The following is a 20,132-nucleotide window of genomic DNA, read 5'->3' on the forward strand; positions in this document are numbered from 1 at the left end:
TTGCGCGAGGTTTGTAGGAAGGAACAGCATGGCGGCCATGAATACTCAATTGATCGAACTGCGTGCCCTGGCCGCCAAGGCTGAAAACCGCCGCACCGAGACTGGTATCCCCCGCGTGGCGATGGTCCAGGGGGCGATTCCCGAGCATATGCTCGCGGCGGTGTATGACCCGATGATCAACCTGATCCTGCAGGGCAGTAAGTGCATGACCGTGGGCGACCGCACCTTGCGCTACGACCCGGCGACGTATTTTGTGATGTCCATCGAGCTGCCTGCCGTGGGGGTGGTGAACCCGGCGAGCACCGGCGAACCTTACCTGGCGGTGAGCCTGACCCTGGACCCGAGCGTGCTGACCACACTGCTCAATGACTTGCCGGCGCCCAGTGGTCGTCGCGAACAGGAAGCCGGTTTTTCAGTGGCGGCGGTGACGCCGGCCTTGATGGATGCCTGGGTGCGCATGCTGCGCCTGATGGGTGACCCCGTGGCGATCGCCGCCCTGGCACCGGTGTATGAGCGGGAAATCCTCTACCACGTGTTGCAAGGCCCCCACGGCTGGATGTTGCGCGAGATTGCTGCGCCGGATACCGCCATAGCGCGGGTCAGCCAGGCGATCCAGTGGATTCGCCGGGATTTTGCAGAGCCGATTCGAGTGGAAGCATTGGCGCAGAAGGCGGCGATGAGTGTTTCGGCGTTTCACCGGCACTTCAAGGCGGTGACTAATCTGAGCCCGTTGCAGTATCAGAAGCGTGTGCGATTGTTGCAGGCGCGCACGTTGATGGTGGCCAGCGCGAGCAGCGTGACAAGTGCGGCGTTTGAAGTGGGGTATGAAAGCGCGACCCAGTTCAGCCGGGACTATGCGCGGGTGTTTGGGCTGCCGCCGGCGAGGGATACAGCGCGAATTTTAGGCGAGAACAAAAGCCGTCATTCAATGCAGGACTGATCTGGGCGTTAGGCGCACCGTGGTGATGCCATCGCAGGCTAGCGAGCGCTCCTATCAATCTTTTTGCAAGCAAGCCCGACAGCGTCAGTAGTACATCAAACCAAGATCAATATCGGGACGGCCATCACCGCTTCACCACCGCGAAAATTCAACACCTCTGGAAGACTTACCCGCCCCTGCCCAGGGCAATGCCTACCGCTGCTCCCCTTAGCGATGGATCTCACCACAGACGCAGCCCCCGGTTCCAAAGCAAAGCAACCTCTCCACAGCGGTCAAATATTGAAGTGAAAGAATTCATTTCCATAGCCCTCCGCCAACGCTTTTGCAACAGCTGCTCACATTTGCCCACGCCGGCCATTTTTAATAGGTTCTAGCCGTGCTCATCGAGAGCACGTCACCCTACCTTCAAACAAAAATGAGGCTTCAAACATGGGCTACATGGCTAGTGCAAACGCAAATAAAATCGCCGAGATGGAACAGCTGGAGCAGGAGCACGCGGATGATTTCATCGAGACCCTGCAACTCACTGATACGGAAAGAGCGGAGCTGGAAGCCGAGTAAGTGAGTCGAGGAGAGGCAATGCCTCTCCTCCTTCCCAGGAGTTACCTTCATGAGCATTCCCCAAGCCATCGCCCCCGAACGCTGCCAGACACTCGTACTCGCCCACCATCAGATTCTCGCCCAGTTGAGTGCGTTGAATTTGCGCGCACATTTGCGCATCGTGGGTGAAGGCGAGCTGTGCGTCCAAGCCTGTTTGTACGACGCACATGCGATAGAGGTCGCACGCGGCGCGGGCAAGGGTCCTCCGGCAGCGGCACGTGTCGGCGCGTTATATGAGGCACTGGAACACTATTTGAGCGACGATCTGCATGCGTCGCCCCTTCACTGCCAGGCGTCCGGCTACTTTGTTGATCACCCACAGTTTGTCGATGACAGCGCGTTGGCATTGCTGGTCGCACAACAAGAAGACGCTGTCATTTGCCGCACCTATCGCAGCTTGGTGGATGACCAGTCATTTTCCTACCCGCTAGCGTTGACCTGCCCACGCTACTGCGAGCAGCCACTGCATAACGATCCGACAGACCTGCGCGTCCTGCGCCGTTATTCGAGCAACAGCGGAACTGCCATCGGAGCCACGGCTGACGAAGCGCTTCTGCATGCCTTGAACGAGACTATCGAACGGGATGCCCTTTCACTGTTTCTGCTGGAGCATTTCTACTACCAGCGCCCGCTCAGTCGTCTACGCCGCGTCTATCCGGACAGCCTTGGCCCCGAGGCCCGAGCCGTGTTGCAAACACTGAGTCAGCCCTTCGATGCAGAGGTGGTCTTGCTGGATATCAGCCGCGAATTCTGCGCGACCACCTGCCTGGCCTTTATCAACACGCCTTGCGCGATGCCAACCGTCTACGGCTCAGGCACCTCCCTGACGCCCGCGCACGCGGCCTGGCGTGCACTGACCGAACTAGCACAGTTGCAAGCGCTCGCGGTCGAACCGCCTTTGAGCCGTCATTTGCTCAATGCCCAGCGACACCTGGCACGATTCCCGCGCCTGCAACGCTGCCTGCAATTCGCCCCTGAGCGCCTGATGGCGCAACCCGTCGAATGGGTGCAACTCCACGAGCGGCCGGCGCCAACCGGTCTAGGCGAACAAATCACTCTCCTGGTGGGCGATATGGCCAGCCACAACCTGACACCCGGGGTGTGCCGCCTGTTTCAAAGCCAGCTTGGCACCACGCTCGTCCAGGTGGTGATCCCGGGGCTGGAGCGTTTTTTCCTGGTCTCCACCGGCAATATCGTGGTGCCGCAACAGCGCGGCAGGCGTCTATGCGGTGAATCGCAAGTTGCCACGCTATGAACCCCAGCACCGTGCAACGTCATTTTGAGCCATTGGGATTCGGGCTCAGTCAGCTGTTTGTACTCAATACCGGGAGCCGCCACTGGGCAGGCCGCAACAGGCCGATGCCCGACGATCAGGGGCAACGCCGCCTGAGCAGCCTCTTGCGTCCCTCCATGCTGCTGGGCCCCCTCACCAGCCATCACTGGAGCAATGAAGGCGTTGCACTTTTCTATCAGGCCGCTACGCCTGCGGCCAAGCACCTGGCATTTATCGAAGCACAGCAGCAAATCCATAGCGACGTGTGCTTTCCGTATCCGCCGCTGGAGATGCACGCTGAGGAATTCGTCTGCCCGCCGAGCTTTTGGGAGTGTGACGATGAGCGCGCCACGCAGTTGAACATCGACGAAGCGCACTTTCGTGAACAGTGTGTCGCTGTGCTACGCGAGCGCCTCAAGCCTGGGGCGCTGATCCATGACCCGGCGTGCTCCACCGGCGAGTTGATCGCCCATCTGGCCCAGGCGCTGCCCCGTTGCCGGTGCCTGGGCTCGGACCTTTCGGCCTCGATGATTCGCTACGCATCGCAACGCCACGTCGGTTCAACCGTGCGCTTCAGGCAAGCTGACGCTGCACGGGAAAACCCTGCCTGCGATGCCTTGATCCTACGCTTTCTCAACGCCGAGGTGGTCACGCGGCGCGACGCCGAAACCTTGTTGCGCACATTACTCGGCAGCCTCAAGCCGAGTGGCCTGGCCTTGGTTTTTGGTCATACGCCGGTACTGCCGGCAGTCCCCTGGATCGCACAAGCGCTGGGCATCACCTTGGAATCCTGTGTGGCAGCCCGGCCAGGACAGCTTGAGCTGTTTCAGTTTTACTTGCTCAGTCGCCCCTCGGCATGAAGCCTCTGTATCGCAGTGGGCACTTGCCGGTATCCGGCGGCCATCAGGTGTATTGGGAGCGGCACGGCCAGGAAGGTGGTGAACCGGTGTTCTTCTTGCACGGCGGGCCGGGCGGTAGTTCCAGCCACGATCACCTGGCGTTTTTTAACCTGGAACACTTCGAAGTCGTCCTGTTCGACCAGCGCGGTGGCGGACGCTCGAGTCCCCATGGCGAGTGGCAGAACAACGAAACGGCCCGGATCATCGAAGACATTGAAGCGTTGCGTAAGCATTTTGGCTTTACCCAGATCACATTGCTGGGTATTTCCTGGGGTAGTTGGCTGGCGCTCAAATATGCTTGGCAGGCCCCATCGCGAGTATGCCGATTGGTGCTGGCATCACTGTTCGTACCCACTCCCAATCACCTTGCCACCTACCATCGAGCACTAGCGTGCTACTTGAAGGCCGAGGCGGTTACATCGTTTGAACAAGTGTGCAAGGACCTCGAACAATCTTGCGAACGCTTGCAACACAAGGCAGCGATGGCATGGGTCGGCGCAGCGCTGCGCCTGAATCGCCAGCGGATGGGCAAGGCAGCCTTGGAGCACTTCATTGATGAAGTCGCCTTGCGCGCAATCCGTCTGGAGGTGCACTACCATCGCGCCGGTTATTTTTTTTGCGAGGAGGATCAGGGGCTGACACTGAGCTGTGCGTGCCACGTGATACAGGGCATCAATGACCCTATCGGCCTGTCGAGCCTGCGTTGGTTGCGCCAACGAGCACTGCTGAAATGCAGACTATTGCGCGCCGGGCATGATGCGTTTGATCCCGTGCTGATGCGTGCAATTCAACAAAGCCTGATGCGGGCAAACTGCGGACAGTAAAACGACACGCAAGCGTGTCGTTTTACCCTTCTACACTGGCGTTATTACTTACGCGCCGCCTCCCACGACTTGAGCAGGTCGCTGTAGCTCACGGTCTCGCCTTTCGGCTTCTCATTCGCCAGTTTCGGTTTTGGCGCGCCCGGCTGGTCGAACCAGTACTGCGCGTCACGCTCGGGGTTCATTTTCGGGCCGCACACCGGTTGCACCTTGGAGCGCTCCAGGCGCGTCATGATCGCATCCTGCTCCTTGGCCAGGTTGTCGAGGGCCTGCTGCGGGGTTTTCTCGCCGCTGGCGGCCGCGGCGATGTTGCTCCACCACAGTTGCGCCAGGCGCGGGTAGTCCGGCACGTTGGTGCCGGTTGGCGACCATTCGGTACGCGCCGGGCTGCGGTAGAACTCCACCAAACCACCCAGTTTCGGCGCCATGTCGGTCATGGCCTGGGAGTTGATGTCGGACTCACGAATCGGCGTCAGGCCAACGATGGTTTTCTTCAGCGAGACGGTCTTCGAGGTCACGAACTGCGCGTAAAGCCAGGCCGCGAGTTTCTGTTTCTCCGGCGTCGACTTGAGGAAGGTCCAGGAACCTACGTCCTGATAGCCCTTCTTCATGCCCTTTTCCCAGTACGGTCCGACAGGTGACGGCGCCATGCGCCATTTCGGCGTGCCGTCGGCATTCACCACCGGCAAGCCCGGTTTGACCATGTCGGCGGTAAACGCGGTGTACCAGAATATCTGCTGGGCGATGTTGCCTTGGGACGGCACCGGGCCGGATTCCGAGAAGGTCATGCCCGCCGCTTCCGGTGGCGCGTAGGCTTTCATCCAGTCCACGTATTTCTGTGTGGCAAATACCGCGGCCGGGCCGTTGGTGTCGCCGCCACGGGTGACGCTGGAGCCCACCGGGTGGCAGTCCTCCACGCGAATGCCCCACTCGTCCACCGGCAAGCCGTTGGGCAGGCCCTTGTCGCCGCCACCGGCCATGGAGAACCAGGCATCGGTGAAGCGCCAGCCCAGGGACGGGTCCTTCTTGCCGTAGTCCATATGCCCATAAATGCGCTTGCCGTCGATTTCCTTGACGTCTTCGCTGAAGAATTTGGCGATGTCTTCATAGGCCGACCAGTTCACCGGCACACCGAGGTCGTAGCCGTATTTTTCCTTGAACTTGGCTTTCAGCTCGGGGCGCTCGAACCAGTCGGCGCGGAACCAGTAGAGGTTGGCAAACTGTTGGTCGGGCAATTGGTAGATCTTGCCGTCCGGCGCGGTGGTGAAGGAGATGCCGATGAAGTCCTTGATATCCAGGGTCGGCGAGGTGAAGTTCTTGCCTTCATTGGCCATCAGGTCGGTGATCGATTCGGTCTTGCCATAGCGAAAGTGTGTACCGATCAGGTCGGAGTCGTTGACCCAGCCGTCATAGATGTTTTTGTCGGACTGCATCTGGGTTTGCAGCTTCTCCACCACGTCGCCTTCCTGCAGCAGGTCGTGGGTCAGCTTGATCCCGGTGATCTCGGTGAAGGCCTTGGCCAGCACCTTGGACTCGTACTCGTGGGTGGTGAGGGTCTCCGACACCACGTTGATCTTCATCCCACGGAAGGGTTCGGCGGCTTTGATGAACCACTTCAACTCTTCGAGCTGTTGGGCTTCGGTGAGCGTCGACGGCTTGAACTCGCTGCCGATCCATTTTTTTGCGGCATCTTCATACGCATCGGCCCAGGCCGAGGCGCTCAAACCGCTGAGGGCCAGTACGGCGGCCAATGAAATGCTATGTCGCAGCTTATTGTTTTTATTCAACATAGAGACCTCCAGGTGGTTTATTCACAAGGGCTTCAGCCCCAACGCATCACACTCAACAGCCATACCAGGGAGAGCGCGGACGCCACCCAGATGCTCCAGTCGGTAACGCCGATGACCAGCAAATGCAGGTAGGCGCTACCGAGAAGACCGATAAACAAGCGATCACCACGGGTGGTGCTGATCGGCAGAAAACCCCGCCGAGGGATACTCGGCGAGCGCAGTTCCCAAGTGGTCATGCCCGCCAGGATCAGGGCTATGCCGCCAAAGAACAGCGCCGTGGGGGTGGTCCAGGCCATCCATTCCATCATCGACTCCTCAGACCCGGCCCAGGGCAAAGCCCTTGGCCACGTGGTTGCGAACAAACCAGATCACCAGCATGCCGGGAAGGATAGTCAACACCCCCGCCGCCGCCAGTACGCCCCAATCGATACCCGACGCCGAGACCGTGCGCGTCATCACCGCCGCGATGGGCTTGGCGTTGACCGAGGTCAGGGTGCGCGCCAGCAGCAGTTCGACCCAGGAAAACATGAAGCAGAAAAACGCGGTCACACCAATGCCGGAGCCAATCAACGGGATAAAAATCTTCACGAAAAACTTAGGAAACGAGTAGCCGTCGATGTAGGCGGTTTCGTCGATTTCCTTAGGCACGCCGGACATGAAGCCTTCCAGGATCCACACCGCCAACGGCACGTTGAACAGGCAGTGCGCCAAGGCGACGGCGATGTGCGTGTCAAACAGACCGATGGACGAATACAGCTGGAAGAACGGCAGCAAAAACACCGCCGGCGGCGCCATGCGGTTGGTCAGCAGCCAGAAGAACAGGTGCTTGTCACCGAGGAAACGGTAGCGCGAAAACGCATAGGCCGCCGGCAGCGCCACGCTCAGGGAGATCACCGTGTTCAGGCTCACGTAGTACAGCGAGTTGAGGTAACCGGTGTACCAGCTCGGGTCGGTGAAGATCACCTTGTAGTTGGCCAGGGTGAAGTCCTGCGGAAACAGCGTCAGCCCACCGAGGATTTCGGTGTTGCTCTTGAAGGACATGTTCAGCAGCCAGTAGATCGGCACCAGCAGGAACAGGATGTAGATCAGCAATGGAATCAGCTTGCGCTTGCTCATGTTGGCGGCCTCAGCGGTTGGCGTCGGAGTGGGTCATGGCGGTGTAGAACAGCCAGGACACCAACAGGATGATCAGGAAATACACCAGCGAGAATGCCGCCGCCGGGCCCAAGTCGAATTGGCCCACAGCCATCTGGGTCAGTGTCTGACTGAGGAAGGTGGTGGCGTTACCCGGTCCGCCGCCCGTGAGGACGAAGGGTTCGGTGTAGATCATGAAGCTGTCCATAAACCGCAGCATCACCGCGATCAGCAGCACGCTCTTCATCTTCGGCAGTTGGATATGTCGGAAAACCGCCCAGGCCGATGCCCGATCAATCCGCGCAGCCTGGTAGTACACATCCGGAATGGCCCGCAGCCCGGAATAACAGAGCAGCGCTACCAGTGAAGTCCAGTGCCACACATCCATCACCAGCACGGTGACCCAGGCGTCCGCCGTGTTGGCCGCGTAGTTGTAGCTGATGCCCAGGGCATTGAGGCTGTAACCCAGCAGGCCGATGTCGGCGCGGCCGAAAATCTGCCAGATGGTGCCCACCACGTTCCATGGAATCAGCAGCGGAATAGCGAGGATGATCAACACCAGCGACGACCAGCGCCCCTTGGTCGGCATGGTCAGGGCGATGGCGATGCCCAGCGGGATTTCGATCAGCAGCACGCAGGCCGAGTAGATGAACTGGCGCAGCAATGAGTCATGCAGACGCGGATCGAGCAGCACCTGCTTGTACCAATCGGCACCGACGAAGTAGCGGCTGGACTGGTCAAAGATGTCCTGCACCGAATAGTTGACCACGGTCATCATCGGGATCACCGCACTGAACGCCACCAGCAGGAACACCGGCAACACCAGCCACCAGGCCTTGTTGTTCTGCACCTTGTTCATGGCAGCACCTCCAGCAGGTAATCGTCGGCATACACCATCAGCCATTGCGCCGGGAAACTGATGGAGGCCTTGCCTTCGGGTACCGGTTTGTCTTCGGCCAGGCGCACTTTGAGCGTGGCGCCGTCGAGGTTGAGGGTCACGATCTTGTAGGTACCGAGGTCTTCAAGGTGTGTGACATCAGCCTGCAAGGCGTCAGGATTGTGCTCGTCCCACACGTGGATAAATTCCGGGCGGATACCCACCTGCAATTTCTTGTAATCGGCGCTGGCAATACGTTGCTGCATGGCCTCGGACAATGGCAGGTGCATGCCGGCAAACCGTACTCCGCCCGCTTCGGCCTGCACCTCGATCAGATTCATCCCAGGGCTGCCGATGAAATAGCCGACAAAGGTGTGGCTCGGCCGTTCGAACAAGTCACGGGGCGTGCCGAACTGCACGATCTGGCCGCCGTACATCACCGCGATTTTGTCGGCGAAGGTCGAGGCCTCCAACTGGTCGTGGGTCACGTAGACCATGGTGATGTTGAATTGCTCGTGGATCTGCTTGAGCTTGCGCCGCAGTTTCCACTTGAGGTGCGGGTCGATCACCGTCAGCGGTTCGTCAAACAGGATCGCCGACACGTCGTCGCGCACCAGGCCACGGCCCATAGAGACTTTCTGCTTTTCGTCGGCGGTGAGGTTGCGGGCTTTTTTGCTCAGCAGGCTTTGCAGGTCAAGGACTTCAGCAATTTCCTGCACCTTGCTGTGAATTTTCGCTTCGGCCATGCCCTGGTTGCGCAGGGGAAATGCCAGGTTATCGAACACCGTCATGGTGTCGTACACCACCGGGAACTGGAACACCTGGGCGATGTTGCGTTTTTCCGGGGTGAGGTCGTTAACCACCTTGCTGTCGAACAGCACCTGGCCTTCAGACGGGCTGAGCAGGCCGGAGATGATATTGAGCAACGTCGACTTGCCGCAGCCCGACGGCCCGAGCAAGGCGTAGGCTCCCCCCTGCTCCCACACGTGGTTCATTTCCCTAATCGCGTAGTCCTCAGGACCACTCGGCGTAGGGCTGTAGCTATGCGCCAGGTTCTGCAAGTGGATCTCGGCCATCAGGCAACCCTCGCGACACGGCGTCCGGGGGCCTGGACCAAACGGCCCTGGCCATCGAACACAAACAGTTTATGGGTGGGGATGTACACACGAATCGGCGCGTCGACGTCGTATTCGTGCACCCCCGACAGGTGCAGCACCAACAGGAAATGCTCGCTGCGTACGTGCAGGAAGGTTTCCGAGCCGCTGATCTCCGCGACTTCCACGGTCACCGCCAGCTCCAGGTCGTCGTCGTTGCTCGGTACCAGGCTGATATGGCTGGGGCGTACGCCAAACCGGAACTCGCCTTCACCGATGGGGCGCAGGTCGACGTTCAGCGGGAAGTGCACGAAATTGGCGAAGCTCACTTCGTTGCCGCTGATACGCCCTGGCATCAGGTTGATCGGCGGTTCGGAAAACAGCTCAGCGGCCAGCACGGTCTGCGGCTGGTGATACACCTCGGCGGCTTTACCGCTCTGGACCACCCGGCCTTCGTGAAGAATGGTGGTGGTGCCACCGAGGGCCAACGCTTCATTGGGCTCGGTGGTGGCGTAGATGGCGATGGTGTGACGTGCCGCGAACAGTTCGCGCATTTCCTGACGCAGCTCTTCGCGCAGTTTGTAGTCCAGGTTCACCAAGGGCTCATCGAACAGGATCAATTCGGCGTCCTTGACCAACGCGCGGGCCATGGCCGTGCGTTGCTGCTGGCCACCGGAGAGTTCAAGCGGGTGGCGCTGGAGGAATTTCTCGATGCGCAGCATCTTCGCGGTTTCCAGCACCTTGCCCTGGATCACCTCGTCGGACACACCGGCCTGGCGCAACGGTGAGGCGATGTTCTCGAACACGGTCATGGTCGGGTAGTTGATGAACTGCTGATACACCATCGACACGTTGCGCAGGCGCACCGGCTTTTGCGTGACATCCACACCGTTCATCAGGATGCGGCCACTGCTGGGCTTGTCCAAGCCGGCCATCAGGCGCATCAGGCTGGTCTTGCCGGACAGGGTGCGACCGAGCAGGACGTTAAAGGAACCGGCTTCGAAACGCAGGTTGGCGTCGTCGATCCAGGTTTGGCCTTCGACAACACGGGAGACATTTTCCAGGGTCAATGACATGACACGACCTTTTTATTATTGGAATGAATCTGGCCAGATGTGACAGCGAGTTTCGTGCCAAAACGGCAAGTGCTTGATGCGCAAGGAAATGGCTTAAATGGGATGTTCAGGTGTGAACAGAAATGAACAACGCAGGCTGAACAACTGAACAGTCAGGGGTTGACAATGAACAGTACTGAACAACACTGTTTGAACTCGATTTATCGAATACTGTAGGACTAGTGTGGGAGCGGGCTTGCCCGCGATGGCGGTGGGTCAGTCACTTGATGAGCAAGCTGATATACCGCAATCGCGGGCAAGCCCGCTCACACATTTGATGTGGATACCGTTCCAACCTGTAGATTGTGCAAGCCCAATAACAATAAAAACGAAGGTCGCCCCCATGGCCGAACCCTTGGCTCACGACACCCTTATCCAGGAATCCTGGCGCCGTTGCCGCGCCTTCGGCCTGGACCACCAGAGCACGCCCAGCTTCGACCAACTGCCCGCCGAGGGCATCAGCCAATTGCTCGAAAGCCAGCACTCGCTGGTGCAAACCACCCATCAGGAAGTGCTGCCCTACTACGAGAACATCCTCAGCAACTCCAATTGCCTGATCATGTTGGCTGACAACCAGGGCCAGGTGCTGACCAGCTGGGGCACCCAGCGTTTTATCGAGCCCAAGCTGGCTCGGGGCTTCAACCCCGGCGCCAGTTGGATGGAGCGTTCCAGCGGCACCAACGCTATCGGCACCGCGCTGGCCTGTGCCCAGGCGGTGCATATCGAACACGATGAGCACTTTCTCAAGGCCAACCGCTTCATGACGGGCTCAGCGGCGCCGATCTTTGATGCCCAGCGCGAGATCATCGCGGTGCTGGATGTGTCCAGCGACAGCTACCTGCCGCCCTCCCACACCCTGGGCATGGTCAAGATGATGAGCCAGACCGTGGAAAACCGGCTGATCCTCAACCTGTTTCGCGGTGAACACTTCCAACTGACCTTCAACACCGGCCTGAGCAATCTGGATAGCCAGTGGGCCGGTCTGCTGATTTTTGATGAAAGCGGCCAGGTGCTGTCGGCCAATCGCCGTGCCGACAACCTGTTGGGCATCAGTTTGTCGCGGGTGATGATCGACAGTTTGTTCAAGGTGTCGTTGCTGGAGTTGTTGAACCAGCCGGAGGGGTTGCCCTTCTCGCTGCAAGCAGCGGGACGCAACCGCTTCCAGTGCCTGTTGAAGCGGCCGCAGCAGATGCCGGTACAAGCCCGCGTATTCACTGAGCCGGTGCCGGCGAAACCCACGTCGATTGGCCTCAAGACCCTGCATTTTGGCGATGTGCGCGTGGAGAAAGCCGTGCGTCAGGCCGAGCGCTTACTGGAGAAGGACATCCCCCTGCTGATCCACGGTGAAACCGGCGTGGGCAAGGAAGTGTTCGTCAAAGCCCTGCACCAGGCGAGCTCACGCAGCCAGAAAGCGTTTATTGCGGTGAACTGTGCCGCGATTCCGGCAGAGCTGGTGGAGTCGGAACTGTTCGGCTACGAAAAAGGCGCGTTCACCGGCGCCAATCAAAAAGGCAGCATCGGCCTGATCCGCAAGGCCGACAAGGGCACGCTGTTCCTGGATGAAATCGGTGATATGCCGCTGCCGACACAGGCCCGCCTGCTGCGGGTATTGCAGGAGCGTTGCGTGCAGCCGGTGGGCAGCAGCGAGTTGTTCCCGGTGGATTTACGCATCATTTCGGCCACCAACCGCACGTTACGCGAGCTGGTGCAGGCCGGGCGGTTTCGTGAGGATTTGTACTACCGTATCGGCGGCCTGACGCTGGAGCTGCCGCCGTTGCGCGAGCGTACGGACAAGCAGGCGCTGTTCCAGCAACTGTGGCAGCAACACCGCGAGCCGACCCAATGGGCGGGCCTGAGCGCCGAAGTGCTGGCGCTGTTCGATCAGCACCCTTGGCCGGGGAACTTGCGCCAGGTCAGCAGCGTGTTGCAGGTGGCGCTAGCCATGGCCGAGGAGCAGCCGATCCGCCCGGAACACCTGCCGGATGATTTTTTTGTGGATTTGGACATGGCGGCGCCGCGGCCCGCCAGTGACGAGCTGGACGACAGCATCGACCTGAACCAGCGCTTGAAGGCTGCCGGCGGGAATATTTCCCACCTGGCGCGCGAGCTGGGCGTGAGCCGCAATACCTTGTACAAGCGCCTGCGCCAGAACGAAGGCTAGCGCGGCTTGACCACCACCAGCAGGTCGGTGAAGTACTCCACTTGGATCGGCAGGTTATCCGCCAGTGACGACAGCGCCGCCGCCGTGTCATCCAGCTTGAAGACCCCCGATACCCGCAGGTTCTGCAGGGCCTGAGGGTCGAAGCGCAGCATCCCGTGGCGATAGCTGGCGAGGGTTTGCAGCACCTCGCTCAGGGGTTGGTCGTTGACTTTGAGCAGGCCGCGGGTCCAAGCGTCCGGGTCGGCATCGGCGATGGCTTGCGGCGGCTGGGCGCGGCCGTGGTCAAGGACCGAACGCTGGCCGGCCGTGACCTTGACCCCCTCGCTGGCTTCACCTTTGACCGCTACGCTGGACTCGATCACCGTGACGACCGTGGTGCCGTCTGCCGCCCGCTTGACCAGATAACGTGTACCCAATGCGGTGGCCGTGCCTTGGTCGGTGCGCACCACAAAAGGCCGTTGCGCATCCTTGGCCACTTCGACCCAGAGTTCACCTTGCAACAGCTCTATCACGCGTTGATGCCCGTCGAATTTCACGTCGACTGCCGAGTTGCTGTTGAGCTGCAACTGGCTGCCGTCTTCGAGGGCAATCTGCCGGCGCTCGCCGACGGCGGTGCGCTGGTCGGCCATCCAGACCGGCACGTGTTGCAAGCCCAGCCAGCTGCACAAGACCACGCCGAGCAAGCCCGCCACCTGCGCACCACGCGGACGTTGCGGGGTAAACGCGCGGTTCAGGGCAACACGGGCGGGCTTGGCGGGCAAGGTGTCGAGGCTGCCCCACAAGGCGCGCATGCGTTCAATGGCCACGGCGTGACGCGGGTCGGCCTGGCACCAGGCATTAAACGCGTGACGGTCGGCGTCGCTGACGTCCTCGTCGTGCAGGCGGGTCAGCCACTGCGCCGCTTGCTGGATGATCTGCTCGGTGCTCATACCAGCGGGTCTGTCGGGTGCAGGCTGTGGTAGCAATGCACCAGGGCGCTGGAGATGTAGTTTTTGACGGTGCTGGAAGAGACGTCCAGGCGCGTGGCGATTTCGCTGTAGGTCAGCCCATCCAGGCGACTCAACAGGAAGGCTTCGCAGACTTTGGCAGGCAGGCCAGTGAGCATCTCGGCGATGCGTTCCAGGGCTTGCAGCGCCACATGAATCGCGGCTGGGTCGGGCATGCCGGCGTCTTCGCACTGGATCACCAACGCCTCCATGTAGGCTTTTTCGATACGGCGACGACGAGCGCCGTCGATCAACAACCGCCCTGCCGTGGTGGCCAGGAAGGCGCGGGGTTCCTTGATAGTTTGCGGTTCGGCCAGCATCAGTACGCGGATGAACGCGTCATGCGCCAGGTCGGCGGCATGCTGGGAGCACCCGAGTTTCTTGCGCAGCCAGCCGTGCAACCAGCCGTGGTGCTCGCTGTACATCGCCGTGAGAGTCTGCTGCCGGACGGAGTCGCCCAGCGCGGCGGGAATGTCATGCATGCGCAAAAAGATCTCAAATGGGAAGTGTTACCAATTGCGCAAACAATGCCAGTAAATCGGTGTAGGAGCAAGGGCCTGTCCCTCTCTGAAAGTAGCCCCGATCAAATGTGGGAGCTGGCTTGCCTGTCAGCGCCAGCTCCAGGAGACGCCGGTGTAGATGCCGCGGCCATCCGCTGGCGTCGAACGCGCTACATCCTGGCCCTTGTCGTCATAGCCCGGCGTGACCGTATTGGCGTAACGGCGGTTGGTGAGGTTGCGCAGGTCGACCCAGGCTTGCCAGTCTTGCTTTGGCGCGTCGTAGCCAAAGGTGGCGCCGAGGATGGTGTAGGACGCAGCGTAATAGGAGTTGGCGTAATCGACCGCCACGCGCGAGGAATATTCGCTATTGAGGCTGGTAAAGAAACCCGTCGGGTGGCTGTAGCGCACTTGCGCCTGGTAGTAGTGCTTGGGGATACCGGGCAAGGTGTTGTCGCCGAAACGGTCGTCGTCGCGGTAGTGGAAGTCGCTGAAGGTATAGGCCTGGCGCAGGGAGAGCTGGCCGTTGCAGCCGCCGTCCCACAAGGGGCTGAGCAGGCTCACTTCCAGGCCTTGGTGCACAGTGGGGCTGGCATTGGCTTCGGCGATAATGGCATTGCTGGTGGACGTTTGCGCCTGGGTTTCCACGGTGAGCAGTTCGTGGCGCACTTCAGAGCGGTACAGCGCCAGGTCCCATTGGCCGAGCCACGCTTCGCCACGCCCGCCGATTTCCAGGGTGGTGGCGGTCTGGTTTTCCAGGCTCACCCCTTCGCGCGCCAAACCTTTGGCCGGCCCACTCGTGAAGTATTTGTTGGAGCCCCAGATCATCGACCACGCGTGCGGCGGCTCGACCGAGCGGCTCAGGTTGCCGTACACCTGCAGTTGCGGATTGAAGTCATAACGCAGGCCGATGCGCGGCGCGTAGTCCCAGTCGTGCTGGCTGAGCGGCGCCTGGCCTTCGGGATAGGTGACCTGGGTTTCGCGCCGGGTGTAGATCGCGGCCAGGCCGGTCGTCAGCCACAGGTCAGGGACCAGCTCCAGGTCGTTGCCGATATGCAGCACGGTGTCGGAACCCAGATAGCTGTAGTCGCGGGTCTTGGTGCCCGGGGCGTAGCCAGCGGTATTGACGGCGGGCGTGCGCACATATTCCGCAGCGCCGTTGTTAGGCATCGCTTGGGTAGTGCGCAGGCCCAGCGTGGTTTTGCTGTCGTGGCCGAACAGCGTGTCCTGGCGGATGTAGTTGAGGGTGCCGCTGACATCGGTGTAGGCGACTTTAAGGCGGTTGGTGCCTTCGCGCAGGTCCATCGGGTAGTCGTGGTAGGCCAGCCCGACTTCGACCCGGGAATTGTCGTCCAACTGCAAGGTGGTCTTGTTGGCGATCCAGGTGGAGCCCGGTTGCAGGCGCTTGGAGTCGCGGGCGGCGTTGAGGCTGTTGGCCGCCCGCGGGTCATGGCTGATTTGCGCGCGCGTGAGCTTGCCGGGGGTGTCGTTGTTGGTTTCGCGGTAGCGGAAATAAAAGCGGGTTTCCAGGTCCGGGTTGAAGCGGTAGCCGAAGTTAGCGGCCACGCCCTTGCCGGTGGCGGCGCTCTGGCGCTGGTAGCCGTCAGACGCGGAGTCGGTGAGGCTGATGTAGTAGTCGGCATCCCCCAACACCTGGCCGGAACTGATCTCACGCTGCGCGTAGCCCTTGCTGCCCGCCTCGTATCGCACCTGCAACTTAGGCGCATCGTAGCCCGTGCGGGTCACGTAGTTGACCGCGCCACCGAGGGCCAGGGCGCCCTGGTCAAAACCATTGGCGCCGCGCAGCACTTCGACGCGGCTTTGCCACAAGGGGTCTTTCAGCTCATAGGGGGTGCCACCAGGCCCGGTCAGTGGCAGTCCGTCGAACATTTCATACAAGCCGGAGGCATGGGAACCGGGGCTGCGGTTCAGGCCAGAACCGCGAATCGAGAGTTTCACCCCTTCATTGTTCGCTGCCTTGGCGTACACCCCGGCCTGGTACTTGAACACGTCTTCGTTGGTGCTCACCCGCCCCTGCTGCACGCTGTTCATGTCGATGTAGTTAGTGCCGCCGGGGACGTTTCTGAGCTGCGCCTGCGCCATTTCACCGGCGCTGGCTTCGCTGCCGGTGACTTCGACCGGGGCCAATTGCAGGTCTTCGGCGTGCACCAGTGAGCTTAACGTCAGGGCGGCAAACAGGAACGGAGGGTGGCGCAACAGCATCGGGCAAGTCCTTGGAATTCGGGGGCACGTGGTGGGAAGACTGAGACGCCCGCCAGGTCACTCCCTATTAACGCACCAGCCCCTTCACAAAACAGCATCAACTGTAGCTGGTTCGCAGATACTGTCATTTCGGACGCAAAGAACTCAGCCGCCAGGTTCGCCTAACGTCCGCATCAGTTCCTCTGCTTCTGATCCTGGAGCAAACCTGAACCCAACCATTTCATCAGTGTCGAGAATTTCGCCCAACGTTCTCAATACCTGCGCCTCAGTGGGCGATTCACGCAGTAATTTGTGCGCTGGCAGCAACAACTCGGAGGAAACACCCTGAGCGCTTGCCGCGTCGATTACCGCGAAGAGGATAAAGCGCAGGCGTATTTCGCGTTCAGTCGGCCAAACCGTTTTTCGCTTACCCATCGTGAAGGCTTCACTTTCAGAAAAATCCGAGGCTATTGCCGGCAGACAGGTGTTTCAAGCCACGGGGTGCAAGATAGGCCGCCTCCTACATGCAAAACGGAAACTCCCTACTGGCAGATAGGGCCGGCCATCCGGTTTTCTCTAAGGCCTTGCATAACCGGCAATCACTCCGTGGAAACCTCTGGGTCAGGCAGGAGGTCTACCGCCTGAATCCGCCCGCTAATTAAAGGAAGCAATCTCATGTCTCAAACTTATCAGGGCACTGCCAGTGTGTTGTTGGCTTCTCGCCACTTGGGCGTGGAGCCAGACGAGTGCTTGAACGAAAATGTGACCGTGCGCCTTTCGGAAAGCGGCACGCCGACCATCGCACGCCTGGAAGTCGATCAGCCCGTACAGTGGCCAGGACACGCTAACCACGTGGAAGTCAGGCTGCCTGATGGCAGCGTTGTGAAGGGTGTGATCGTGGAAATCAACCGTCAGGCTGGACACGCCGCATGGTTGACGTTCAGCCTGGACGATTGACGGGATGGCGTCGTCAAGGCGCCGCTTTCAAGCGCGTCATAAGCCGCAAGATAATGCTGGGACGAGGTGCGCTATTGCTCCGAGCGGTGTCGACGAGGCAAGCGCCCGCTTCCACCGCCGGCACAAGGCTGCAACCCTGCACAATGATTTGCTATTGTCTTGATAGATAAATAGGTAATCCGGTAGGACACCGTAGCTGATAGGTTTCAGGCAAGTCTACGTATACGCAGGGGTCAACATGGACGAAGCAACTCCGACTTCAGACTATGAAGTACAACGCTTGCAGCGCGTCGCAGCCTTGTGCGCTCGCGATGCCGAACACGACGACGCCTTCGAAAAACTGGTCGCGATGACCTCGAACTATTTCGGTGCGCCCATCGCGCTGATTTCAATCATCGATGAGCATCAGCAGTGGTTCAAAGCACGCATCGGCATTGAAGAAGAGCAGACCGCGCGCGAAATTTCATTTTGCGCCTATTCGCTTTTCGACCGGGTACCGCTTGAGATTCTCGACTCGCACAACGACGAGCGCTTTATAAACAACCCGATGGTCACCGGCACGCCCTACATTCGGTATTACGCCAGTGCGCCACTGATGACAGCTGACGGCTTCTCGCTGGGCAGTCTGTGTATCATCGATACCGTGCCCCGCGAGCCAATGAGCGAGCGTGATTTTTCCATGCTGGTGTATTTCGCTGAGCTGGTGATGATGCACATCACTGGCGCGCGTGCTCGCATTTACATCGACCAGCCTACCGGGCTGTTCAACCGCCTGCGGTTTGAGGAAGACATCCGCCAGGCAGCGGCGACGTCCGAGCATTTTCACGTTTTTGCCGTTGATATTGTCTCCCCGGCCTTCTTGAACAACGTGGTCAAAGCGCTCGGCTACAACTTCGTCCAGGACCTGATCCTGGCGATCAAAGCACGTCTGCACGCGCTGCTGCCCAGCCAATGCCTGTTATATAAAATCAGCCCGACGCGCTTCGGCTTTTTGTCAAAAGGCAGCGTGCCTCTGGAGGATGTGTGCGCCGGGATTCTTGAAGATTTTCATACCCCCGTCGAGTGCCACGGGATCCCGATTCTCATGCATGCCGGTATTGGTGTCCTGGCAGTCACCAGTGGCGAGCCGCAGGATTGGATCAGGCTCGTCGTTGCCGCAGCGGACGACGCCAGGGACAGAAACCTGGGGTGGTCGCTTTATCAACCGCACATCGATGCGGCGCAGCAGCGTGCTTTTATGCTCTTGAGTTCGTTGCCGGACGCTATGCGTGCCCGTCATCAATTAAGCCTGGTATTCCAGCCGAAGATCCAACTGCCGCAGGGTGAATGCAGCAGTGTCGAGGCATTGCTGCGTTGGGAGCATCCGCTATTCGGCGCGATCTCCCCTTCGGAATTTATTCCCTTGGCGGAAACAACCGCGCTGATGCATTCGATCAGTTTTTGGGTACTCGACGCAGTCCTCCATCAGGCACTGTCCTGGAAACAGCAAGGGCTGGTGATTCGCATCGCCATGAACGTCACCGCGGGCGACCTGGAAACACCGCGATTTATCGACAAGATGATCGATGACATCCACAGGCTCCAACTCGACCCTGCCACGTTTGAGCTGGAGTTTACCGAAAGCGCGTTGATGACTGATGCAGACACGGTCAGCCGTCAACTTGAACGAGCCCGCGGATACGGCATAGGCGTTGCTATTGATGACTTCGGCACGGGCTATAGCAATTGGACGTACTTGCGCCAATTGCCCATTGATTCGGTCAAGCTGGACCAGTCATTGATCAGCAACATAAAAACCCATGAAAAAGATGCGCGTCTGGTCAAAACCCTGATCGAATTGGCAAGGGGACTCAGCTACAAGGTAGTCGCAGAGGGCGTGGAAAACGCGGATACCCTCGAATTGATCACTCAATGGGGATGCTCGGAGGCCCAGGGTTTCTTGATCTCCAAGCCAATGGGGGCAGACGCCCTCGCCGATTGGTTTCAGGCAGGCGGCTACCGCACGATTACTGCACCGGCAGAAAATTCATCAGCAACAAGCTCTGCGCGTAGTTGACACCTATGCGCCGGTAGCGCTCATCGAGCATCTGGGTCAGCAGATCGAGGCGAGCGACAATCTTGCCGAACTCCACCGCGAAACTCAGGTTGCTGCCCTCCTCCGATATCTCGTTGGAAAACAGCAGCAACACCCCATTCGCATCCTGGCGCTTGCTCAGCAGCCAGGTGGCCTTCTCGATATTGCGCGCAGCATTGCTGACGAATTCAGGGTTGATCGCATCGGTGATGTAAAACTCCGTGCGCCCACCGTGAGCAGTCACGATCATGCTGCCGATGGCATAGATAAAAGCGCCGACGCGGTCGCCTTTGAATTCCGGGCTCAAGGAATAGCTCAGCGCCGCCAAGTCACGGCGCTCCCCCAGCGCTGGAAGGGATCGGCGTTGCTCGATGGCCTGGCGAATCTCCCGCGCAGCGGTCACCGCATCCGGGTAACCCGACTGACGCCACTGGCTGGGATTACGCAGATAGAGCTTGTTCATGAGCAAATACAGGCTTTGCAAATTGTCGCGCATGCCCAGTGTTGCCATGCGATCGACACTGGTCTGGAAGAATTCATCAGGTTTGCCATTGCTGAACTGCTTGGCGATATCCCGACCCTGTTGCTGGCTGCAACCGCTGGCGCAGAGCATCAGCACGGCAGCCAGCAGCATGGGCTGGCGTAGCCGTCGAATATTGAAACGAGGAAACGTGCGATCCATCGGCACCCGATCTGGCTCATCTGCCCACGC

Annotated in this window: 19 protein-coding genes and 1 pseudogene; 9 read left to right on the plus strand and 11 right to left on the minus strand. The window is 59.8% G+C overall.

Annotated elements, in window-relative coordinates; all coding sequences use genetic code 11:
• Positions 1 to 37: 37 nt before the first annotated feature.
• From JBO08_RS08910 to JBO08_RS08925, 5 genes are all read left to right on the plus strand, one after another.
• A complete protein-coding gene (locus JBO08_RS08910; RefSeq protein WP_175406001.1) occupies positions 38 to 940 on the plus strand; it encodes an AraC family transcriptional regulator in 903 nt (300 codons plus the stop codon).
• Positions 941 to 1,369: 429 nt separating this feature from the next.
• A complete protein-coding gene (locus JBO08_RS28120) occupies positions 1,370 to 1,501 on the plus strand; it encodes a hypothetical protein (protein WP_256532845.1) in 132 nt (43 codons plus the stop codon).
• A gap of 49 nt (positions 1,502 to 1,550) precedes the next feature.
• Entirely contained in the window at positions 1,551 to 2,795 is a 1,245-nt protein-coding gene (locus JBO08_RS08915; protein WP_083228100.1) for a YcaO-like family protein, read from the plus strand.
• Positions 2,796 to 2,899: 104 nt separating this feature from the next.
• A complete protein-coding gene (locus JBO08_RS08920) occupies positions 2,900 to 3,673 on the plus strand; it encodes a trans-aconitate 2-methyltransferase (protein WP_175403061.1) in 774 nt (257 codons plus the stop codon).
• 23 nt (positions 3,674 to 3,696) lie between these two features.
• Positions 3,697 to 4,536 carry an alpha/beta fold hydrolase gene (locus JBO08_RS08925; protein WP_175403062.1) on the plus strand — a complete coding sequence of 280 codons (840 nt, stop codon included), beginning with the start codon at positions 3,697 to 3,699 and terminating at the stop codon, positions 4,534 to 4,536.
• A gap of 44 nt (positions 4,537 to 4,580) precedes the next feature.
• Here JBO08_RS08925 and JBO08_RS08930 read toward each other — a convergent pair whose 3' ends face one another.
• From JBO08_RS08930 to JBO08_RS08955, 6 genes are read right to left on the minus strand one after another with little or no spacing between them, the layout of a single operon-like run.
• Entirely contained in the window at positions 4,581 to 6,323 is a 1,743-nt protein-coding gene (locus JBO08_RS08930) for an ABC transporter substrate-binding protein (protein ID WP_065872119.1), read from the minus strand.
• A gap of 32 nt (positions 6,324 to 6,355) precedes the next feature.
• A complete protein-coding gene (locus tag JBO08_RS08935; protein ID WP_003232363.1) occupies positions 6,356 to 6,628 on the minus strand; it encodes a DUF2160 domain-containing protein in 273 nt (90 codons plus the stop codon).
• A gap of 10 nt (positions 6,629 to 6,638) precedes the next feature.
• Positions 6,639 to 7,439 (minus strand): carbohydrate ABC transporter permease, encoded by an 801-nt coding sequence (locus tag JBO08_RS08940; RefSeq protein WP_003232361.1) that lies wholly within the window; start codon positions 7,437 to 7,439, stop codon positions 6,639 to 6,641.
• Between the two features lie 10 nt (positions 7,440 to 7,449).
• A complete protein-coding gene (locus JBO08_RS08945; RefSeq protein ID WP_017735078.1) occupies positions 7,450 to 8,316 on the minus strand; it encodes a carbohydrate ABC transporter permease in 867 nt (288 codons plus the stop codon).
• Positions 8,313 to 9,410, minus strand: coding sequence for an ABC transporter ATP-binding protein (locus JBO08_RS08950; protein WP_065872118.1), 1,098 nt, complete (start codon positions 9,408 to 9,410; stop codon positions 8,313 to 8,315). Before JBO08_RS08950 ends, JBO08_RS08945 begins: the two co-directional genes overlap by 4 nt.
• On the minus strand, positions 9,410 to 10,504 hold the full coding sequence (locus tag JBO08_RS08955; RefSeq protein WP_065881935.1) for an ABC transporter ATP-binding protein: 1,095 nt from the start codon (positions 10,502 to 10,504) through the stop codon (positions 9,410 to 9,412). Before JBO08_RS08955 ends, JBO08_RS08950 begins: the two co-directional genes overlap by 1 nt.
• A gap of 382 nt (positions 10,505 to 10,886) precedes the next feature.
• On the opposite strand from JBO08_RS08955, the gene JBO08_RS08960 reads away from it, so the two are divergent.
• Entirely contained in the window at positions 10,887 to 12,704 is a 1,818-nt protein-coding gene (locus JBO08_RS08960; protein WP_220074167.1) for a sigma-54-dependent Fis family transcriptional regulator, read from the plus strand.
• On the opposite strand, the gene JBO08_RS08965 is transcribed toward JBO08_RS08960, so the two are convergent.
• The 4 genes from JBO08_RS08965 to JBO08_RS08980 all read right to left on the minus strand — a co-directional run bounded on the left by JBO08_RS08965 (position 12,701) and on the right by JBO08_RS08980 (position 16,824).
• Positions 12,701 to 13,633, minus strand: coding sequence for a FecR family protein (locus JBO08_RS08965; protein ID WP_065872115.1), 933 nt, complete (start codon positions 13,631 to 13,633; stop codon positions 12,701 to 12,703). The two genes, JBO08_RS08960 and JBO08_RS08965, sit on opposite strands and share 4 nt — an antisense overlap.
• Positions 13,630 to 14,172, minus strand: coding sequence for a sigma-70 family RNA polymerase sigma factor (locus JBO08_RS08970; protein WP_220074166.1), 543 nt, complete (start codon positions 14,170 to 14,172; stop codon positions 13,630 to 13,632). The genes JBO08_RS08965 and JBO08_RS08970 overlap by 4 nt, the downstream gene beginning before the upstream one ends.
• Positions 14,173 to 14,298: 126 nt before the next feature.
• Positions 14,299 to 16,410: a TonB-dependent receptor domain-containing protein gene (locus JBO08_RS08975; RefSeq protein WP_220074165.1), complete on the minus strand. Its 2,112-nt coding sequence runs from the start codon at positions 16,408 to 16,410 to the stop codon at positions 14,299 to 14,301.
• A gap of 144 nt (positions 16,411 to 16,554) precedes the next feature.
• A complete protein-coding gene (locus JBO08_RS08980; RefSeq protein WP_065872112.1) occupies positions 16,555 to 16,824 on the minus strand; it encodes a hypothetical protein in 270 nt (89 codons plus the stop codon).
• A gap of 240 nt (positions 16,825 to 17,064) precedes the next feature.
• On the opposite strand from JBO08_RS08980, the gene JBO08_RS08985 reads away from it, so the two are divergent.
• From JBO08_RS08985 to JBO08_RS08995, 3 genes and pseudogenes are all read left to right on the plus strand, one after another.
• Positions 17,065 to 17,346, plus strand: coding sequence for a hypothetical protein (locus JBO08_RS08985; RefSeq protein WP_220074164.1), 282 nt, complete (start codon positions 17,065 to 17,067; stop codon positions 17,344 to 17,346).
• Positions 17,347 to 17,400: 54 nt separating this feature from the next.
• Positions 17,401 to 17,493: pseudogene (locus tag JBO08_RS28435) on the plus strand (DUF2256 domain-containing protein); the annotation flags it as partial.
• A gap of 91 nt (positions 17,494 to 17,584) precedes the next feature.
• On the plus strand, positions 17,585 to 19,402 hold the full coding sequence (locus JBO08_RS08995) for an EAL domain-containing protein (protein WP_065872110.1): 1,818 nt from the start codon (positions 17,585 to 17,587) through the stop codon (positions 19,400 to 19,402).
• Here the strand turns inward: JBO08_RS08995 and JBO08_RS09000 are convergent.
• Positions 19,353 to 20,102, minus strand: coding sequence for a hypothetical protein (locus JBO08_RS09000; protein WP_065872109.1), 750 nt, complete (start codon positions 20,100 to 20,102; stop codon positions 19,353 to 19,355). The two genes, JBO08_RS08995 and JBO08_RS09000, sit on opposite strands and share 50 nt — an antisense overlap.
• Positions 20,103 to 20,132: the final 30 nt, after the last annotated feature.

Source organism: Pseudomonas sp. LAP_36 (assembly GCF_019456785.1).
GTDB classification, from domain to species: domain Bacteria; phylum Pseudomonadota; class Gammaproteobacteria; order Pseudomonadales; family Pseudomonadaceae; genus Aquipseudomonas; species Aquipseudomonas tritici.